The organism is Pseudomonas sp. Z8(2022) (assembly GCF_025837155.1).
Taxonomy (GTDB): Bacteria; Pseudomonadota; Gammaproteobacteria; order Pseudomonadales; family Pseudomonadaceae; genus Aquipseudomonas.
Genome location: NZ_CP107549.1, coordinates 1,881,597 through 1,898,138, shown reverse-complemented (window position 1 = coordinate 1,898,138; position 16,542 = coordinate 1,881,597). Strand labels below are relative to the sequence as shown.

The 16,542-nt window shown below is 59.6% G+C and carries 14 protein-coding genes and 1 pseudogene; 14 read left to right on the top strand and 1 reads right to left on the bottom strand.

The features are described 5' to 3' along the window. Window positions 1-27: 27 nt before the first annotated feature. From OEG79_RS09025 to OEG79_RS09015, 3 genes are read left to right on the top strand one after another with little or no spacing between them, the layout of a single operon-like run. Window positions 28-771 carry a TauD/TfdA family dioxygenase gene (locus OEG79_RS09025; RefSeq protein WP_046154748.1) on the top strand — a complete coding sequence of 248 codons (744 nt, stop codon included), beginning with the start codon at window positions 28-30 and terminating at the stop codon, window positions 769-771. Further along, window positions 768-2,045 (top strand): radical SAM/SPASM domain-containing protein, encoded by a 1,278-nt coding sequence (locus OEG79_RS09020; protein ID WP_264148404.1) that lies wholly within the window; start codon window positions 768-770, stop codon window positions 2,043-2,045. The genes OEG79_RS09025 and OEG79_RS09020 overlap by 4 nt, the downstream gene beginning before the upstream one ends. Continuing rightward, window positions 2,020-5,574, top strand: a complete 3,555-nt coding sequence (locus tag OEG79_RS09015; RefSeq protein ID WP_264148403.1) for an ATP-binding cassette domain-containing protein — start codon at window positions 2,020-2,022, stop codon at window positions 5,572-5,574. The genes OEG79_RS09020 and OEG79_RS09015 overlap by 26 nt, the downstream gene beginning before the upstream one ends. Window positions 5,575-5,722: 148 nt before the next feature. Here OEG79_RS09015 and OEG79_RS09010 read toward each other — a convergent pair. Further along, window positions 5,723-6,036, bottom strand: a pseudogene (locus OEG79_RS09010) (integrase); the annotation flags it as partial. Between the two features lie 244 nt (window positions 6,037-6,280). Between OEG79_RS09010 and OEG79_RS09005 the strand changes: the two are divergent. The 11 genes from OEG79_RS09005 to trbG are packed head-to-tail and all read left to right on the top strand — an operon-like array spanning window position 6,281 to window position 16,542. Continuing rightward, window positions 6,281-8,272, top strand: coding sequence for a conjugal transfer protein TraG (locus tag OEG79_RS09005; RefSeq protein ID WP_264148402.1), 1,992 nt, complete (start codon window positions 6,281-6,283; stop codon window positions 8,270-8,272). Then, a complete protein-coding gene (locus OEG79_RS09000) occupies window positions 8,269-8,703 on the top strand; it encodes a CopG family transcriptional regulator (protein ID WP_264148401.1) in 435 nt (144 codons plus the stop codon). The genes OEG79_RS09005 and OEG79_RS09000 overlap by 4 nt, the downstream gene beginning before the upstream one ends. Before the next feature lie 59 nt (window positions 8,704-8,762). Next, on the top strand, window positions 8,763-9,731 hold the full coding sequence (gene trbB / locus OEG79_RS08995; RefSeq protein WP_264148702.1) for a P-type conjugative transfer ATPase TrbB: 969 nt from the start codon (window positions 8,763-8,765) through the stop codon (window positions 9,729-9,731). Continuing rightward, window positions 9,703-10,044, top strand: coding sequence for a TrbC/VirB2 family protein (locus OEG79_RS08990; RefSeq protein WP_197444638.1), 342 nt, complete (start codon window positions 9,703-9,705; stop codon window positions 10,042-10,044). The genes trbB and OEG79_RS08990 overlap by 29 nt, the downstream gene beginning before the upstream one ends. Continuing rightward, the gene (locus OEG79_RS08985; protein ID WP_003116617.1) at window positions 10,041-10,313 is read left to right on the top strand and encodes a VirB3 family type IV secretion system protein; all 273 of its coding nucleotides are present in this window, start codon (window positions 10,041-10,043) and stop codon (window positions 10,311-10,313) included. The genes OEG79_RS08990 and OEG79_RS08985 overlap by 4 nt, the downstream gene beginning before the upstream one ends. A gap of 10 nt (window positions 10,314-10,323) precedes the next feature. Next, window positions 10,324-12,753: a conjugal transfer protein TrbE gene (gene trbE / locus OEG79_RS08980; protein WP_264148400.1), complete on the top strand. Its 2,430-nt coding sequence runs from the start codon at window positions 10,324-10,326 to the stop codon at window positions 12,751-12,753. Then, window positions 12,750-13,484, top strand: a complete 735-nt coding sequence (gene trbJ, locus OEG79_RS08975) for a P-type conjugative transfer protein TrbJ (protein WP_264148399.1) — start codon at window positions 12,750-12,752, stop codon at window positions 13,482-13,484. The genes trbE and trbJ overlap by 4 nt, the downstream gene beginning before the upstream one ends. Window positions 13,485-13,496: 12 nt before the next feature. Continuing rightward, complete coding sequence (locus OEG79_RS08970; RefSeq protein WP_264148398.1) at window positions 13,497-13,682, top strand: hypothetical protein; 186 nt, start codon at window positions 13,497-13,499, stop codon at window positions 13,680-13,682. Next, a complete protein-coding gene (gene trbL, locus OEG79_RS08965) occupies window positions 13,679-14,839 on the top strand; it encodes a P-type conjugative transfer protein TrbL (RefSeq protein ID WP_048329030.1) in 1,161 nt (386 codons plus the stop codon). The genes OEG79_RS08970 and trbL overlap by 4 nt, the downstream gene beginning before the upstream one ends. A gap of 12 nt (window positions 14,840-14,851) precedes the next feature. Then, window positions 14,852-15,559, top strand: a complete 708-nt coding sequence (gene trbF, locus OEG79_RS08960) for a conjugal transfer protein TrbF (protein WP_125886655.1) — start codon at window positions 14,852-14,854, stop codon at window positions 15,557-15,559. After that, window positions 15,556-16,542, top strand: a complete 987-nt coding sequence (gene trbG, locus OEG79_RS08955; RefSeq protein WP_264148397.1) for a P-type conjugative transfer protein TrbG — start codon at window positions 15,556-15,558, stop codon at window positions 16,540-16,542. The genes trbF and trbG overlap by 4 nt, the downstream gene beginning before the upstream one ends.

Here is a 16,542-nt window from a genome sequence, read left to right as displayed (position 1 = left end):
AGCGGCGTTCCAGGCAGCCATAGTGTGATGCGCTGGCCTCGCGAGAAACCCACATCGAACGCATCGTTGCGGTTGGACCAATGCGAGCTCGCAGAGCATGGCTTTCAAGTAATACGTCAATACGGGATTGATGTGGCTCGGCTTGAGCGTGACTTGGACCGGATTTCTGGAGGCCAGCTATATTACTCAAACAGGGTGGGAGCGATTTGCCATCAGTTCAGCGTGCTTCCGGAAAGTGTCAATTTCTCTGAACAGATGCTTTGCGGTGGATTCCACACAGATTTTATGTTTCAGCCGCACCCTCCAGCCTATATTGCGTTGCTGTGTCTGCATCCTGACCCCCGACATCCTATATATGGCCGCAACCAAGTGGTACATATGCGGCCCTTTCTAGAAAGGATGAAGCAGATCTTTGGAGTGGGTGAGCAAGAACTGAAGGAGTACAGACTGCTGTATGACCTTGCTGAGCGGGGCAGCTTCGAGCAGCCGATCCTGGCAGACTTAGATGGAAAAGTCATTTTTCGCTTCCAAGAGCGGTTACTGGCAAAAGAGCAAGCGCAGGGTATTTCCGCGCTGGGTTTGTCGACGGCGGCAATGCTTCACACGGTTATGATGGAGGTCATGTTCGATATTTGCTTGGATAGCGGCGATCTGTTGATTGTTGCAAATCATAATACTCTGCACCGTCGCGGAGAGTGCAGTATCGAGTTCGCAGGTGAGACCGGTAAATGGCGCGCGCGAGAAATGGCCACCATAAGGTTCAATCTATGAAGTATGGCTTTAACACTCGATATAGCATTGAGAAACAGGATATCAAAGGCTATGGGAGCGTGTTCTTTGTTAGAAAAGAGCATCGAGACAATATTGTTATCCTAGATGACCGTTCTTTAGCACTGATAAAAAGAGCAAATGAAACGGGGGCAATTTATGAGTCCGATGAAGATACATCTACTTTCGCGAGGTTGGCTGGCGAACAAGTAATTATCCCTTTAGATCCCTCCGACCACTCTAAAAGCCTCCCTTATGCAGATAGTCTGAGTTTCTGGTTACAGGTCACGGATTCCTGCAATCTAGCCTGTAGCTATTGTTATATCCCCTCATTGAACAGCAAGCAGCTTTTCCGCTTTGATTTGTTTGACATGCTTGCTCGCAAATTGCTTTCGATAAACGGGTTGCGTACGGTTAACGTCAAACTTGCCGGAGGTGAACCCTTGATGGCGTTCAACAAATGGAAATCGGGCGTTATCCAACTCAAGGAACTTCTAGCAGACAAGGGAATCGAGTTGCAGTTGCGCTTAATTACCAACCTCACAACTCTAACAAATGCGATGATCGAGTTCATCGGTGAGCATGATATCGCAGTCTCAGTTTCTCTGGACGGTCTCTCGGCTTATCATGACAGGAACAGAATCTACACGGGCACCCAAAAGGGCACGTTCGAGATTGTGGATAAGAATATAAAGCGATTGCAGGGCGCTGGTATAACGCCAAGTGTGATGGTCACTGTAACATCAGAAAATCATAAGGGTATCCCTGACTTGGTGGACTACCTCGTGCAGAACGACATTACCTTCCGCTTGGCAGATGCCAAAGGCGGGTATATCGATCCCGCTGAGTTCCTTTCTACCATGGACATGGTCTCTGATGTGCTGCGCACTGGTATTGACGCTGGCTTTCCGGTTAGCCGACGCGTTGTTGTTTCCGATTTACGCACCCATTACCCCAACTCAACCCCTTGTTCAATGGGTAAGAACGCGGCAGCCATTTACCTAGATGGTTCGGTCTATTTTTGTCATACCGAGTTCGGGAAGGGCAAGCCACTGGGGCACCTAGATGATAACGACAGTATTCTTGAAATTATTCAGAAAGGCAGAGGAAAACACTTTGGCTTGAGTGATGACTGCCAGCAATGCGAGTACCGGCTGATTTGTGCGGGTGGCTGCCCACTCTATCGTGTAGAGGGAAAGAGCCCCATGTGTCAATCCTATAAGAAGATCATCAGACAAGTATTCGATTTGTATGAGCGCGAACAAGAACGCCTTTGAAATCACCGGAATTACCGAGAACAACCTGAAGAACATAGACTTCTGTGCTAGGGGCGCGGAAGTGATTGTGATCATCGGTGTTAGCGGGTCTGGAAAATCCACCTTAGTCAATCAAGTCATAGCCGCCGAAGCTCTTCGACAGAGCAAATTACGCCGTAAGAGCGACGAACTCATAGATTACTGCGTGCGCCCCAACTTTCAAGCTGCTACGCGCTTGCCCGAGCCAGTAATGATTTCCCAGCGCGCCATCACGCCCTTGGTATCATCAACGTTCGGTATACGAACGGGACTCAATGATTTGCTGGTCAGGCTATTCGTTCGCCGAGGTGAAATTCATTACCGCGGCGGGAGGATTTCTAAACCGGACCTTGCGACTATCATGCAGTTCCGCCAACTCTATCACCCTCAGGCCCGTATACTGGGCTGCATTGCTCGCTATGAAAGTGTCGGACGTAGCCAACTGAACCTGCTGCGTAGTATTGGGATCCATCAGGTCTACCTACGAACTGAAGGCAAGCGTGCGCTTAGGCCGCTTGCACTGGAGAAACTGTTGACCTCACAGGTTTCGAATTGTGAGGTTTTCATCGATCTTGACAGTGACGCCCCTCAGGCCCTATTGAAAAAAAGCCGGGCGATTCCTGTGTTGATCGATGACGCCCTTGAGATAGATTTTCACGAGCACGGCGTGGCGCTAGAAGATGGAACGGTATTCAGACTACCCTCCAAGCTGTTGTTTTCACGTTCCACGATGTCGTCACACTCGGGATGCTGTCGTACTTGTGGTGGCGCGGGAACGGCTGCTCACTACGATGCTGAACGAGCGATTGACCAAAAAGTCCCGTTAAAAAACGGGTTTCTGACTGTACCGCTTTCGTCATCGGGGCGTTACAAGGGCTTCAAGTTCCTACCGTCTGGCTTAGTTGCTTTGCTACAGAAGGAGGGGATTGATGTTAATAAACCCTACTGCGCCCTCAGTGCTGAGAGCAAGTCTGCAATACTAAATATATTAAAAGATAAGCTAGCCCGAAACAGCAGCGATAGAGTTGCCCAGCAGTTTATCTCTGTCGAGACATGCAATGCCTGCGAGGGAAGTGGTCTAGCCTGGCAGGCTCGAGCAGTAACGATCAATGGAAAGTCCATAGACTATTTTTTCGGCCTGACTCCATCCAAATTGCTTGCCGAGTTACCAGCTTCGGTTACAGAGTACGATGAGGTCACGGGCAAGATACGGATTATACTGGACTATCTCTCGGCATTGTCCATTGATCACATCGATCTGAACCGACCTTTACTGAGCATGAGTTCAGGCGAACTACAAAGGATGAAGCTACTGCCAGCGCTCATCAATCGATATTCAGGACGGCTCATGATTTTCGATGAGCCCTCTTCGAACCTGCAGTATCGTGACAATCTCAAAATACTCAGCCTGATCCTTCAGTTGAGAGCACGTAATAATTCGATCATCATCGTGGACCATAATCCGATGTATCGGGTTATCGCCGACCGGGTTATAAAGATTGGCCCTGGTTCTGGAGAGCTTGGCGGTTATTATTGCGAAGTAGGCGATGACTCTCAATTAGCTACTGCTTTAGACGATCCACGCACAACTGATGGTCCAGAAACTGAATTCACATATACCACACTCCAACTCCCAAGCTTGCGAACCCTGCAATTGGGTCAGGTGCGTATTCCACATAGTGCATTTACCGCTGTTATCGGATCTAGTGGAGCAGGCAAATCTACTTTATGCCGCGAACTAATCTACCCCGCGCTTATACAAAAAGGTGAAAAGGTCATCTTGTTGGACAGCACGCCACCCCGCGGTGCCTCCAACTCCATCGTAGCTACTTACCTTAACGTGTTCGATAAAATACGAAAATTTTATGCCCGCGGCTACGAAGGAGGATTGGTCGAAAGTGATTTCAGCTTCAATTCGACGGGAGCATGCGATCACTGCCAAGGTGCTGGTAATATTGAGGGGCAGGTCTGCAGTGTGTGCTTCGGGAGTCGTTTCCGATCCGAGGTGGCGCTTTTTAGTGTAGATGGCCGCACCCTTACGGAACTACTGGCGACTGACCTTGACCAGATTCCTTTGGAGGGAGGACTAGCCTTTCTCGCTGAGGCTGTAGATATCCTAAAAAAACTTTCTCTTTCTCATCTTAGTTTGGGACGAGAGACGGACAGTTTAAGTGGTGGTGAACTACAGCGCCTCAAAGTCGCTAGATTTCTAATGGCACATCGGAAAGAACGCAACGCCAGCGGCTATTTTGTGATCCTAGATGAGCCTTGTCGCGGCCTTGATCCGCAGGCTGTGAAGAACCTGTTCGACACACTGAGGGATTCCCTATCCGATGCGGCAGTATTGATAATTGAACACAACCCCAATTTTATTTACAGGTGCCATTATATAATCGATTTGGGTGAAGGTAAGGGCATAAAAGATGACACATCTGTGGTTCAGGGGGGCGTAAGGGAAAAAATATTCCCAAGTCTCAATCATGCTCAGGTGTTGAGCGAATCAGACGTCTCAGTTCATCTGCGGATACCCTGTAATGAAGATGATCTACGGATCGAGGATGAAGAGCTACCGAGGGAGTTAAACAAAAAACGTTACGGGTTGATTCCCTCGTTTCTACTTAGGCAGGACAACTTTGCTCTTGAAGCCAAATTTCGCAATTCTTTCAGTCTTCTGCTCCCAGACGAAAACGTATTTTTTTACAGAAGTCGGGATGCATTGGAGGGTGCACTGAAGTCAGAGTGTCAGTTTTTCTTCAATCCTTTTATCGCACTGCTGGAGCGTTTTCCACGTGTTCCGGCATCTCTACAGCAAGAAATCCGGAAGAGAATCGATAAGCGCGCCATTGTCTGCGATACCGATCCCTGGTCTTTCATAGTGAAGGCGGACTCGTTGCAGTCTGCGTATCTGAATGGAGCTGGGGTAGTTATCGCCCCTGGACCAAACAGAGCATTCACCTATCATGCAGTCCGCTTGGTGAGTTTGCGGGAGCGGGTGGTAGATCGGGTTTTTCCTCACACGTTTGCTTTTAACCTATACAAAAATGCCTGTCATTACTGTAACGGTTACGGACATATCCAAAGCTATCCGCTGCGGGAATGGGTCAGCAGGTCGCACTCCGTACTCGATGAGGGGTTTATGGCCTATCCCGTGCACAAGGTAATACCCAAGGCAACGATTCGGCGTTTTGCCAAGGAAGGGCTCTTTGACTTTTCGCGAGCCGTTGAAACACTCTCCGATCAAGAGCTAAACATTTTACTTTATGGTTTCAAAGCCTACAGGTTCAGAAAGTCCGGCTGCAGCGATGATTCGGAGGCTGCATACCTCGAGTGGCGCGGAGTCAACTCTTATTTGTATCGAAACACCGCAAAACTGAGCGCTGGCAAGGACATCAACAGTTTAATAAAATGGATAACTTGCCCTTTTTGCATACAAGGATTTTCCGAGAAGATTAGGTTCTATGCACGAGAAAGCCGTCTCATTACGGATTTCGTGGGGAAAAAGCAGCCTTGAACTGTTTCTCCAGTACTTTATAAGTGGGCCCAGTCTCCAGAGAGGGCATACGATAGGAAAGTCAAGCCTTAGGATTCTTAATGTTGGCCTTCAGAATGCTGATGCTACTCTCTAGCCTCCAGCTTCTTGAATAGCTCACAGCGATAAGTTACCGGCAAGCCAAGCCACATTGCTGAATGTGCTCACTCCACCAAGCCAACATCGGCCTTTTCTCTCGATGTAATCCGCGCGGTCCTAAGCGCTGCGCACCAAATCCTTGTTGACGTGGGCAAGTGCTACTTCGATCAATTCGGCATCTCAGTTGTTGTGTTCATTGAGAATGTGCTGGCCATTGAGCGCATTCCATGGCTCACCAAGCGACCTTCGAGGCCCATGCGTTTCAATGCCATGTTGGCTGTTGCCGTGAGTTCGAGGATCTCTTTCTGCTGGGAGCTCGTAATCTCTTTGGTTGCTGTAGGGTTCACCGGAACGCCACGTGCTCCTCCTTTCCGAACAGAATCGGCCGATTACAGCCTAAAGGCCGCCAACCGGTCATCTACACCATACCCCGTTGATCTTGTCCGCCACCCACCACTGTCTGCTGTGTTGTCCTATCTGTCTTAGTACCCGCCGAAACGGTCTTTGACCCCTACTCCTTCAGTACCGAACCTCTCGCCCGCGGCACATCGGCGTGCCGTGCGTTTTTTCTGGGAGGTTGGGTTCAGGGATGCATGCGACAACGGTGCTTTACGGCCAGGTGCTGGTGGTTTTGGCCCTTACCCTTTCCGGGGTTTGGAGTGCCACGCAGTGGACGGCTGCTGCGCTCGGCTACCAGACCCGCCTGGGAGCACCCTGGTTCGAGTTGCTGGGCATACCGGTCTATCACCCCTGGCGCTTGTTCGAGTGGTGGTTCGTCTTCGATGCTTATGCGCCGGAAGTCTTCAACGTCGGCGGTAGCATCGCTGCATGCAGCAGCCTGCTGGCGTTGGTGGTGGCCATCGGCATGGCGATCTGGCGGGCACGCCAGGCGCGCCGGGTCACCACCTACGGCTCGGCGCGCTGGGCCGATGCGAATGAAGTGCGCCAGGCCGGCCTGACCCAGCCGGCGGGTGTGTTCCTCGGCCAGTTCGACGACCAGTACCTGCGCCACGAAGGCCCCGAGCATGTGTTGACCTTCGCGCCGACGCGCTCGGGCAAGGGCGTCGGCCTGGTGGTACCCACCCTGCTCTCCTGGCCGACCTCGGCGGTGATCCACGACATCAAGGGCGAGAACTGGAGCCTGACCGCGGGATGGCGTTCGCGCTTCTCCCACTGCCTGCTGTTCAACCCCACCGATCTGGCCTCGGCCGCCTACAACCCGCTTCTGGAAGTCCGCCGTGGCGCCCACGAGGTGCGCGACGTGCAGAACATCGCAGACATCCTGGTCGATCCTGAAGGCGCGCTGGAGCGGCGCAACCACTGGGAGAAGACCAGCCATGCGCTGCTGGTCGGCGCCATCCTGCACGTGCTCTACGCCGGCCAGGACAAGACCCTGCGCGGCGTTGCCAACTTCCTCTCCGATCCGGCCTGCACCTTCGAGCTGACCTTGCACCGGATGATGACCACGCCGCACCTGGGCGATGCACCCCATCCGGTGGTGGCCTCGGCCGCTCGGGAGGTGCTGAACAAGAGCGACAACGAGCGCTCGGGCGTGCTCTCCACGGCCATGTCCTTCCTCGGCCTGTACCGGGACCCGACGGTGGCCGAGGTCACCTCGCGCTGCGACTGGCGCATTGCCGACCTGATCTCGGCTGAGCATCCGGTGTCGTTGTACCTGGTGGTACCGCCCTCTGATATCAGCCGCACCAAGCCGCTGATCCGCCTCATCCTCAACCAAGTCGGCCGGCGCCTGACCGAATCGCTCGACGGCTCCGACGGCATCGAACGCCGGCACAAGCTGCTGCTGATGCTCGATGAGTTTCCTGCGTTGGGGCGACTGGATTTCTTCGAGACGGCCCTGGCCTTCATGGCCGGCTATGGGCTGCGCGCCTTCCTGATCTCCCAGTCGCTGAACCAGATAGACAAGGCCTACGGCCAGAACCACTCGATCCTCGACAACTGCCATGTGCGGGTGACCTTCGCCACCAACGACGAACGCACCGCCAAGCGCATCTCGGAGACCCTGGGTACCGCCACCGAGTTGCGCGCGCAGCGCAACTACGCCGGCCACCGCCTGGCACCCTGGCTGGGCCATTTGATGGTGTCAAGCCAGGAAACCGCCCGCCCACTGCTGACTCCGGGCGAGGTGATGCAGCTGCCCAGCGACGAGGCCGTGGTGATGCTCTCAGGCCTGGCGCCAATCCGCGCAAAGAAGCTGCGCTACTTCACCGACACCAACTTCCAGAGCCGGGTGCTGCCCGCGCCGCGCTTGCAGCCGGGCCGCTATGCCGACGCGCCGACACCACGCGCGGATGACTGGAGCGGCCTGGTCGTACCTGCCGCCATCGGCGCTTCGCCGGCTGGCCTGACCGATGACGAGACCGTCGACGACGGCGGCCCGAACATTCAGCCCGAGCTGGCGGAAGTCGCCCAGTTGCCGGATCACGACGGGCTGGCCAGCGACCTGCTGCTGCTCGACGAGGACGACATTCCCACGCCCTTCCCCACCCAGCCGGATCCACGCCTGCAGCGCGCGGCGCGGCTGGCCGCCCTCGACCCTGACGATGGAATAGCCCTATGAGCCGAGCCCGCCTCAACCTGTTTATCCAACCCGAACATGCCAAGCGCCTGAACGAACTGGCGATCGCCAAGAGCGTGTCGAAGTCCTCGATCATCGCCGCGGCACTGGCTTCCTGGCTGTCACCCGAATCCGGCGAGCAGCGCGAGGTGGCCCTGGCCAAGCGCCTGGACCGGCTGTCGCGCCAGTTCGAGCGGCTGGAGCGCGACCAGAACATCCTGATCGAGACCGTGGCGCTCTACGTGCGTTACTACCTCACGGTCAGCACACCGGTGCCCGAGGCGCATCAGGACGCGGCGCGCGCGCAGGGCAAGCTGCGCTTCAGCCAGTTCGTCGAGCAACTGGGGCGTCACCTGCAGCGCGGGCGCAGCCTGGTCAGGGACGTGCAGGAAGAGGTTCAGGCAGAGGCTCTGGTTTCGGGAGAGCGTCCATGACTGTTGCTTCCTCCCCAGTGCTGAGCGTTGCGGCAACGTCCCTGGAGCGGCGCACGCGCATGCTGCGCACGGCGATGGGCCCGCAGATCGCTGATGCCCTTGACGACCCGGACGTGGTCGAGGTGATGCTCAACCCCGACGGCGTGCTTTGGATGGATCGCCTGTCCGCCGGCCGCGCCCATCTGGGCACGCTGGCAGCTGCCGACGGTGAACGGATCATCCGCCTGGTGGCAGCGCATGTCGGTCAGGAGGTACACCGCAACAAGCCTCTGCTGAGCGCCGAGTTGCCAGGAACTGGCGAGCGCTTCGAAGGTGTACTGCCGCCAGTGGTGGCAAGCCCCACCTTCGCCCTGCGCAAACGCGCAGCCGGCGTCATTCCGCTGCAGCAGTACGTGGCCGACGGCATTCTCAGCGCTACCCAGGCAGAGCACCTGCGCGCGGCCGTACGCGAGCGACAGAACATCCTCGTGGCCGGCGGCACCAGCAGCGGCAAGACCACTCTGGCTAACGCATTGCTGGCCGAGGTGGCCGGCAGTGGTGACCGTGTGCTGGTGCTTGAGGACACGGTCGAGTTGCAGTGCCCGGCCCTCGATCACGTTGCCCTACGCACCAAGCCCGGCGTGGTCTCCATGGCTGATCTGGTGCGCAGCACGCTGCGTTTGCGCCCCGATCGCGTGGTGGTCGGCGAAGTGCGCGGCGGCGAGGCGCTGGATCTGGTCAAGGCCTGGGGCACCGGCCATCCCGGCGGTATCGCCACTATTCATGCCGGCTCTGCACTGGGCGCACTGCTGCGCCTGGAGCAACTGATTCTGGAAGTCGCCCTGACCGCGCCGAGGGCGTTGATCGCCGAGGCGGTCAACCTGGTGATGTTTCTATCCGGGCGTGGCCACACGCGCTATGTCCAGCAGATCGCCCGCGTCACCGGCTATGACGAGCGCGGCTATCAACTCACGTCCATCGCCCCCGCATTCATTCCTTCGCTTACTCAGGAAAACAGTCATGACTGCCTGCCATCCCCGCGTTGCTAATCGTCGTCGCCTCATTGGCGCCTTGATGCTCGGTGCCCTCTGCCTGGGCTCCTCCCTGCCTGTGCTCGCAGCCGGCTCCGGCATGCCCTGGGAAGGACCGCTGCAATCGATCCTTGACTCGGTACAGGGTCCGGTGGCGCGCATCATCGCAGTGATCATCATCATTACCACCGGCCTGACGCTGGCCTTCGGCGACACCAGCGGCGGCTTTCGCAAGCTGATCCAGATCGTCTTCGGCCTGTCGATCGCCTTCGCCGCGTCGTCGTTCTTCCTCAGCTTCTTCAGCTTTGCCGGCGGGGCGGTGATCGCATGAACGGCGAGCGCGAACTCATCCCCGGTTTCGAGGTGCCACTGCACCGATCGCTGGCCGAGCCGATCCTGCTCGGCGGCGCGCCGCGCAACGTGGCGATCCTCAACGGCACTCTGGCGGCCGTGGTCGGCCTGGGCCTGCAGCTGTGGCTGCCTGGCTTGGCACTCTGGCTGGTCGGCCACTCGCTGGCGGTCTGGGGGGCCCGCCTGGACCCGCAGTTCCTGCAGGTGTTTGCCCGGCATATCAAGCAGCCGTCGCTGCTGGATGTGTGAGGAGGCCGCCATGCTGAATCTCACCGAATACCAACTTCGCCCCGCCCAACTCGCCGACTGGCTGCCCTGGGCCGGGCTGGTCGCGCCCGGCGTGGTGTTAAACAAGGACGGTTCGTTCCAACGCAGCTTGCGCTTTCGTGGGCCGGATCTGGACAGCGCCACCCAGGGCGAACTGGTGGCAGCCTCGGCGCGCCTGAACAATGCCCTGCGTCGCCTTGGCTCGGGCTGGGCGCTGTTTGTCGAAGCCGAGCGCCTGGCGGCAGCCAACTACCCTGACAGCGACTTTCCCGAACCCTTGTCCTGGCTGGTAGACGAGGAGCGTCGCGCCGCCTTCGAGGCGCTCGGAAGCCACTTCGAGAGCAGTTATCACCTGACGCTACTCTACCTGCCGCCCGAGGAGTCGCGCTCGCGCGCCGCCGGCCTGCTCTACGAGCACCGCGCTCAGCGCGGCGTCGACTGGCGCGAACGGCTGGCTGCCTTTGTCGCCGAGACGGATCGTTTCTTCGACCTGCTGGACGGGGTGATGCCGGAGCTCGCCTGGCTCGATGACAGCCAGACGCTGACTTACCTGCATGGCACGATATCTGTCCACCGCCAGAGAGTGGCTGTACCCGAGGAGCCCTTCCACCTCGATGCCCTGCTGGCCGACAGCCACCTGACCACGGGCCTGGCGCCGCGTCTCGGCGAGCAGCATCTGCGCGTGCTGTCGGTACGTGGGTTCCCCACCGCGACCTGGCCGGGCGTGCTGGACGATCTCAACCGCTTGGGCTTCGCCTATCGCTGGTCGACCCGCTTCATCTGCCTGGACAAGGACGAGGCCGAGAAGGAACTGGTGCGTCTACGCCGGCAGTGGTTTGCCAAGCGCAAGGGCGTCCTGGCGCTGCTGCGCGAAGCGATCTTCCAGCAGGAAAGCCCGCTGCTCGACAGCGACGCCGCGAACAAGGCCAGCGACGCCGACGCGGCGTTGCAGGAACTCGGCGCCGACCAGGTCGCGTTTGGCTATGTGACCGCCACCGTGACGGTGAGCGATTCAGACGCCCAGATCGCCGACGAGAAGCTGCGCCGTGTCGAGCGGGTGATCCAGGGCCGCGGTTTTGTCACCATCGCAGAGAGCCTCAACGCGGTGGAGGCCTGGTTGTCGTCGATCCCCGGCAACGCCTACGCCAATGTCCGCCAGCCGCTGATCTCCACGCTCAATCTGGCGCACCTGATACCGATCTCGGCAGTCTGGGCTGGCCCGGCACGCAACGAACATCTGGATGGCCCGCCGCTGGTGATTACCCGCACCGATGGCGCGACACCGTTTCGCCTGGTCACCCACGTTGGCGATGTCGGCCACACCCTGGTGGCTGGCCCTACCGGCATGGGCAAGTCGGTGCTACTGGCGACCCTGGCATTGCAATTTCGACGCTACCCGGGCTCGCGCCTGTTTCTGTTCGATATGGGGCGCTCGCTGCGCGCAACGGTGTTGGGCCTGGGTGGCGAGCACTACGACCTCGGCGGCGATGGCGAGCTGGCCTTCCAGCCTCTGGCGCGCATCGATCAGCCGGGATACCGAGCCTGGGCCGCCGAGTGGCTGGAGGCTCGCCTGCTGCAGGAGGGCGTGGCTATCGGCCCCGAGCAGAAGGCTGCGCTGTGGACGGCGCTGGACAGTCTGGCCGGCGCGCCCGAAGCGCAGCGCACATTGACCGGTTTTTCGGTGCTGCTGCAGGACAACGCTCTGCGCCAGGCGCTGCAACCCTATGTGCTAGGCGGCGCTCATGGCGCATTGCTGGATGCCGATCAGGATCGCCTGGGCGGCGCCGACGTACAGTGCTTCGAGATGGAGGAACTGATGCACAGCAAGGCGGCGGTAGCCGCCGTGCTGAGCTACCTGTTCGCCCGTTTCGAGGAGCGCTTCGACGGCGCGCCGACCCTGCTGATCCTCGACGAGGCCTGGCTATTTCTCGACGATCCGCTGTTCGCTGCGCGCATCCGCCAGTGGCTCAAAACCCTGCGCAAGAAGAACGTCAGCGTCATCTTCGCCACCCAGTCGCTGGCCGACATCAAGGACTCCAGCATCGCTGCGGCAATCATCGAGAGCTGCGCCAGCCGCATCTTCCTGCCCAACCCGCAGGCGGGCGAGCCGCAGATCCGAGGCATCTACCAAAGCTTCGGCCTCAATGACCGGCAGATCGAGATCATCGCCCAGGCCACGCCCAAGCGTGATTACTACTACCAGTCGCGCTTGGGCAACCGCCTGTTCGACCTCGATCTGGGGCCGGTGGCGCTGGCCTTCGCCGCCTCGGCCAGCCCGGCCGAGCAGCGTGAGATCGACCGCATCCTGCAGGCGTCCGGCGCCGCCGATTTCGCCCCTGTCTGGTTGCGTCACCGTGGGCTGGACTGGGCTGCCGATCTACTCACCGCTTATCCCTCGTCACGCAAGGAGTGTCTGCCATGAGATCCCCTGTCCACCGTTTCCCCTGCGCAGCGCTGCTGTTACTGGGTCTGTTGGCCGTCAAGCCAGTTAACGCCTTCACCGTAATCGATCCGACCAACCTGGTGCAGAACACCTTGACCGCAGTACGCACCCTGGAGATGGCGAACAACCAGGTTCGCCAGTTGCAGAACGAAACCCAGATGCTGCTGAACCAGGCCCGTCATCTGCAGCGCCTGGACTACAACGTGGTCAGCCAGTTGCGCACGAGCCTGGCCAATACCGAGCGGCTGCTCGCCGAGGCGCGAGGGCTGGCCTATGAAGTGCAGCGCCTGGATCAGGAGTTCAGCCGACTCTACCCGAACGAGTACACCGGCGACGTCAGCAGCCAGCGCCTGGCAGAAGAGGCGCGGGAGCGCTGGCAGCAGGGCCTCGACGGGCTGCATACGGCGCTGCGCGTGCAGGCACAGGTGACGCAGAACCTGGCCGAGGATGAAAGCGCCTTGGCCGCTCTGGTGCAGCAGAGCCAGTCCGCGGGTGGCGCCTTGCAGGCTGCCCAGGCCACCAACCAGTTGCTGGCCCTGCAGGCCAAGCAGTCGATCCAGGCGCAGCAACTGCAGATCACCCAGAACCGCGCCGTCGCCCTGGAGCTTGCCCGTCAGTCTGCTGCGGCCGAGGAAGCACGCGAACGGCGGCGCCGATTTATGGGCAACGGCACGCCCTACACCCCCTACCCCGTGCAGTTCTATCGCTAGGGAGGCGGCGTCATGAGACTCCTGACACTGCTACCACTGCTGGTGCTGGCCGCCTGCGGACAGGCTGACAACGGCGTCATGGCTCGGCAAGAGGATGCGCCTGAACGCTTCTACTCGGGCGGCGCCCATCCCGGCGAGTTTCTTCGTCCTGCCGACCTACCCGCCATACCAGCAAATTTCGACGAGGACGTGCCATGAACGACGTCAGCGTGATCGACCGTTTCCTCGAAGTTTTCGGGCTGTATATCGACACCGGCTTCGGGCTGCTCGGCGGCGAGGTGGCCTTTCTCACCATGACGCTGGTGGTGATCGACATGACCCTGGCCGGGCTGTTCTGGGCCATGGGTGGAGAGGACGTCAGCGCCAAGCTGATCCGCAAGACCCTCTATGTCGGCGCCTTCGCCTTCATCATCGGCAACTTCAACATGCTCGCGAAGATCGTCTTCAACTCATTCGCCGGGTTGGGTCTGCTGGCCTCAGGTTCTGCGTTGAGTCATGCGGAGTTTCTGCAGCCGGGACGATTGGCCGCAATTGGGGTTGAGACTGGAGGGCCGCTGCTTGAGCAGATCAGCAGTCTCAGCGGTTTTCCCGAAGTCTTCAGCAATCTGCATAGCATTTTTGTGCTGTTTCTCGCCTGGTTGGTGGTGATCGTCAGCTTCTTCTTTCTGGCCATTCAGCTGTTCGTGACCTTGATCGAGTTCAAGCTGACCACCCTTGCCGGCTTCGTGCTGGTGCCCTTTGCGCTGTGGAACAAGACCGCCTTTCTCGCCGAGAAGGTGCTGGGCAACGTGGTGGCGTCCGGCATCAAGGTACTGGTGCTGGCGGTGATCGTCGGCATTGGCAGCGGGCTGTTCGCCGAGTTCCAGGCTGTACCGGACGAGCCCTCCATCGACCATGCGCTGGTGGTCATGCTCGCCTCGCTGGCCCTGCTCGGCCTGGGCATCTTCGGGCCGGGCATTGCCAGCGGGTTGGTCTCCGGCGCACCGCAACTGGGTGCTGGTGCAGCTGCCGGTACCGCGCTCGGCGCGGCGGGCATGGCAGCAGGTGCTGCTGCGCTGGCAACAGGTGTCGGCGGTGCGGTATTGGCCGGTGCACGCATGGCACCTGGTGCGGCGCGCGTGGCGATGGGCGGCGCTGGCTCTCTGGCAGGCGCCTCTTCCGGCGCTGCAGCAGGTGGCGCCCCCGCCGCGTCCGACCCAGCAACTGCTCCAGCCAAACAGCCCGACTGGGCCAGGCGCCTGCAGCGCAGGCAACAACTCTCACAGGCTACCAGCACAGTCGCTCACACCCTTCGTGGTGGCGATGGCGGTGGCTCATCACCCGGACCGCAGATCCGCGACCCATCGAATTCGTAAAGGAGGACGAGGATGCGATTCAGACGTCCACGGGTGCGCTACAGCGACACCCCTCAACCGGTCACCCCCTACCAGGCAGCGGCACAGGCCTGGGACCTGCGCATGGGTAGCAGCCTGGCGCAGGCACGCAACTGGCGGCTGATGGCCTTCGGTTGCCTGGGCCTGGCGCTGCTGATGGCCGGCGGTCTGGTCTGGCGTTCGGCGCAGTCGACGGTGACGCCCTATGTGGTGGAGGTCGACAACCTCGGCCAGGTGCGCGCCGTCGGCGAAGCCGCCAGCCCCTACCAGCCCCAGGATGCGCAGATCGCGCACCACCTGGCGCGCTTTATCGAGCAGGTGCGCTCGCTATCGATCGATCCGGTGGTCGTCCGGCAGAACTGGCTGGAGGCCTATCACTCCACCACCGACCGCGGCGCGGCCACCCTCAACGATTATGCCCGCGCCAACGATCCCTTCACCCGAGTCGGCAAGGAGTCGGTATCAGTCGAAGTCACCAGCGTGGTGCGTGCCAGCGACAGCTCCTTCCAGGTGCGCTGGATCGAACGCCGTTTCGTGAATGGTTCAGCCGCCGGCCTGGAGCGCTGGACAGCGGTGATCTCTCTGGTACTGCAGCCTCCGCGCACTGAGGAAAAACTGCGCCGCAACCCGCTCGGCATCTACGTCAACGGCCTGTCCTGGAGCCGTGAACTGGACACTGCGGAAGGAGCCAAGAAACCATGAAAACCTCCCTGAACCTTTCTATCTGCCCTCTGCTGCTGAGCGTGCTGGCCGGCTGTGCCAGCCAGCAGCCGCCAGTGATCGCCTTGGACGAACCGGTCGAGGCGCATCGCCTAGCGGAGCCACCCAGGCCCATCGAAGTGGTGGAAATGCCCAAGCCCCTGGCTCTGCCTGCCCAGCTCAAGCCACTGCCGGAAACTCAACCCAGCAAGCCGGCCAAGGAACCGGCCGATGAGCGCGTGCGGGTCTCGCGCGCCAATCGCGATGCTCGGGTAGCGCCGAGCCGCGAGGGCTATATCAACGCCATCCAGGTGTGGCCCTACTCCGATGGTGCGCTGTATCAGGTGTACGCCAGCCCGGGGCGGGTCACGGCGATCAACCTGCAGCCTGGCGAGGAGCTGGTCACCGTGGCCGCCGGAGACACCGTGCGCTGGATCGTCGGCGATACCACCAGCGGCAGCGGCGATGAGTTGCGCACCAGCGTGCTGATCAAACCGACACGGGTCGATCTGAAGACCAACCTGGTGATCACCACCACGCGCCGCACCTACCTGGTCGAGCTGAGTTCAACCGAACACGCTTGGATGGCTTCGGTGTCCTGGGACTATCCGAAGGATCGCATGCTCGCCCTGCAACGCCACGCTAGTGCCGCCCAGGCCGCGGCGCCGGTGGACGCCGGCCTGGCGCTGGAGCAGCTGCGTTTTCGCTATGCGATCAGCGGAAGCAATCCACCCTGGAAGCCGCTGCGCGCCTTCGACGACGGCCGCAAGGTGTATATCCAGTTTCCCGCTGGCATCGCCCAGGGCGAGTTGCCTCCGCTGTTCGTGATTGGCTCGGAAGGAGGCGGACAACTGGTCAACTACCGCTTCCGCTCGCCCTACTACATCGTCGACCGTCTGTTCGGTGCGGCCGAGTTGCGCCTGGGCGCCGACAAAGGTGACGTGGTGCGGATCGAGCGCACCGACGGCGTGGCACGGAGGCCCTGA

Bases quoted from the DNA above. Each gene is read 5' to 3' on its own strand.
- OEG79_RS09000 (WP_264148401.1), top strand. From the start codon at position 8,269: ATGAGCCGAGCCCGCCTCAACCTGTTTATCCAACCCGAACATGCCAAG.
- trbB (WP_264148702.1), top strand. From the start codon at position 8,763: ATGCTGCGCACGGCGATGGGCCCGCAGATCGCTGATGCCCTTGACGAC.
- trbL (WP_048329030.1), top strand. From the start codon at position 13,679: ATGAACGACGTCAGCGTGATCGACCGTTTCCTCGAAGTTTTCGGGCTG.
- OEG79_RS09005 (WP_264148402.1), top strand. From the start codon at position 6,281: ATGCATGCGACAACGGTGCTTTACGGCCAGGTGCTGGTGGTTTTGGCC.
- trbF (WP_125886655.1), top strand. From the start codon at position 14,852: ATGCGATTCAGACGTCCACGGGTGCGCTACAGCGACACCCCTCAACCG.
- OEG79_RS08985 (WP_003116617.1), top strand. From the start codon at position 10,041: ATGAACGGCGAGCGCGAACTCATCCCCGGTTTCGAGGTGCCACTGCAC.
- OEG79_RS09015 (WP_264148403.1), top strand. From the start codon at position 2,020: ATGAGCGCGAACAAGAACGCCTTTGAAATCACCGGAATTACCGAGAAC.
- trbE (WP_264148400.1), top strand. From the start codon at position 10,324: ATGCTGAATCTCACCGAATACCAACTTCGCCCCGCCCAACTCGCCGAC.
- trbG (WP_264148397.1), top strand. From the start codon at position 15,556: ATGAAAACCTCCCTGAACCTTTCTATCTGCCCTCTGCTGCTGAGCGTG.
- OEG79_RS09020 (WP_264148404.1), top strand. From the start codon at position 768: ATGAAGTATGGCTTTAACACTCGATATAGCATTGAGAAACAGGATATC.
- trbJ (WP_264148399.1), top strand. From the start codon at position 12,750: ATGAGATCCCCTGTCCACCGTTTCCCCTGCGCAGCGCTGCTGTTACTG.
- OEG79_RS08990 (WP_197444638.1), top strand. From the start codon at position 9,703: ATGACTGCCTGCCATCCCCGCGTTGCTAATCGTCGTCGCCTCATTGGC.
- OEG79_RS08970 (WP_264148398.1), top strand. From the start codon at position 13,497: ATGAGACTCCTGACACTGCTACCACTGCTGGTGCTGGCCGCCTGCGGA.
- OEG79_RS09025 (WP_046154748.1), top strand. From the start codon at position 28: ATGCGCTGGCCTCGCGAGAAACCCACATCGAACGCATCGTTGCGGTTG.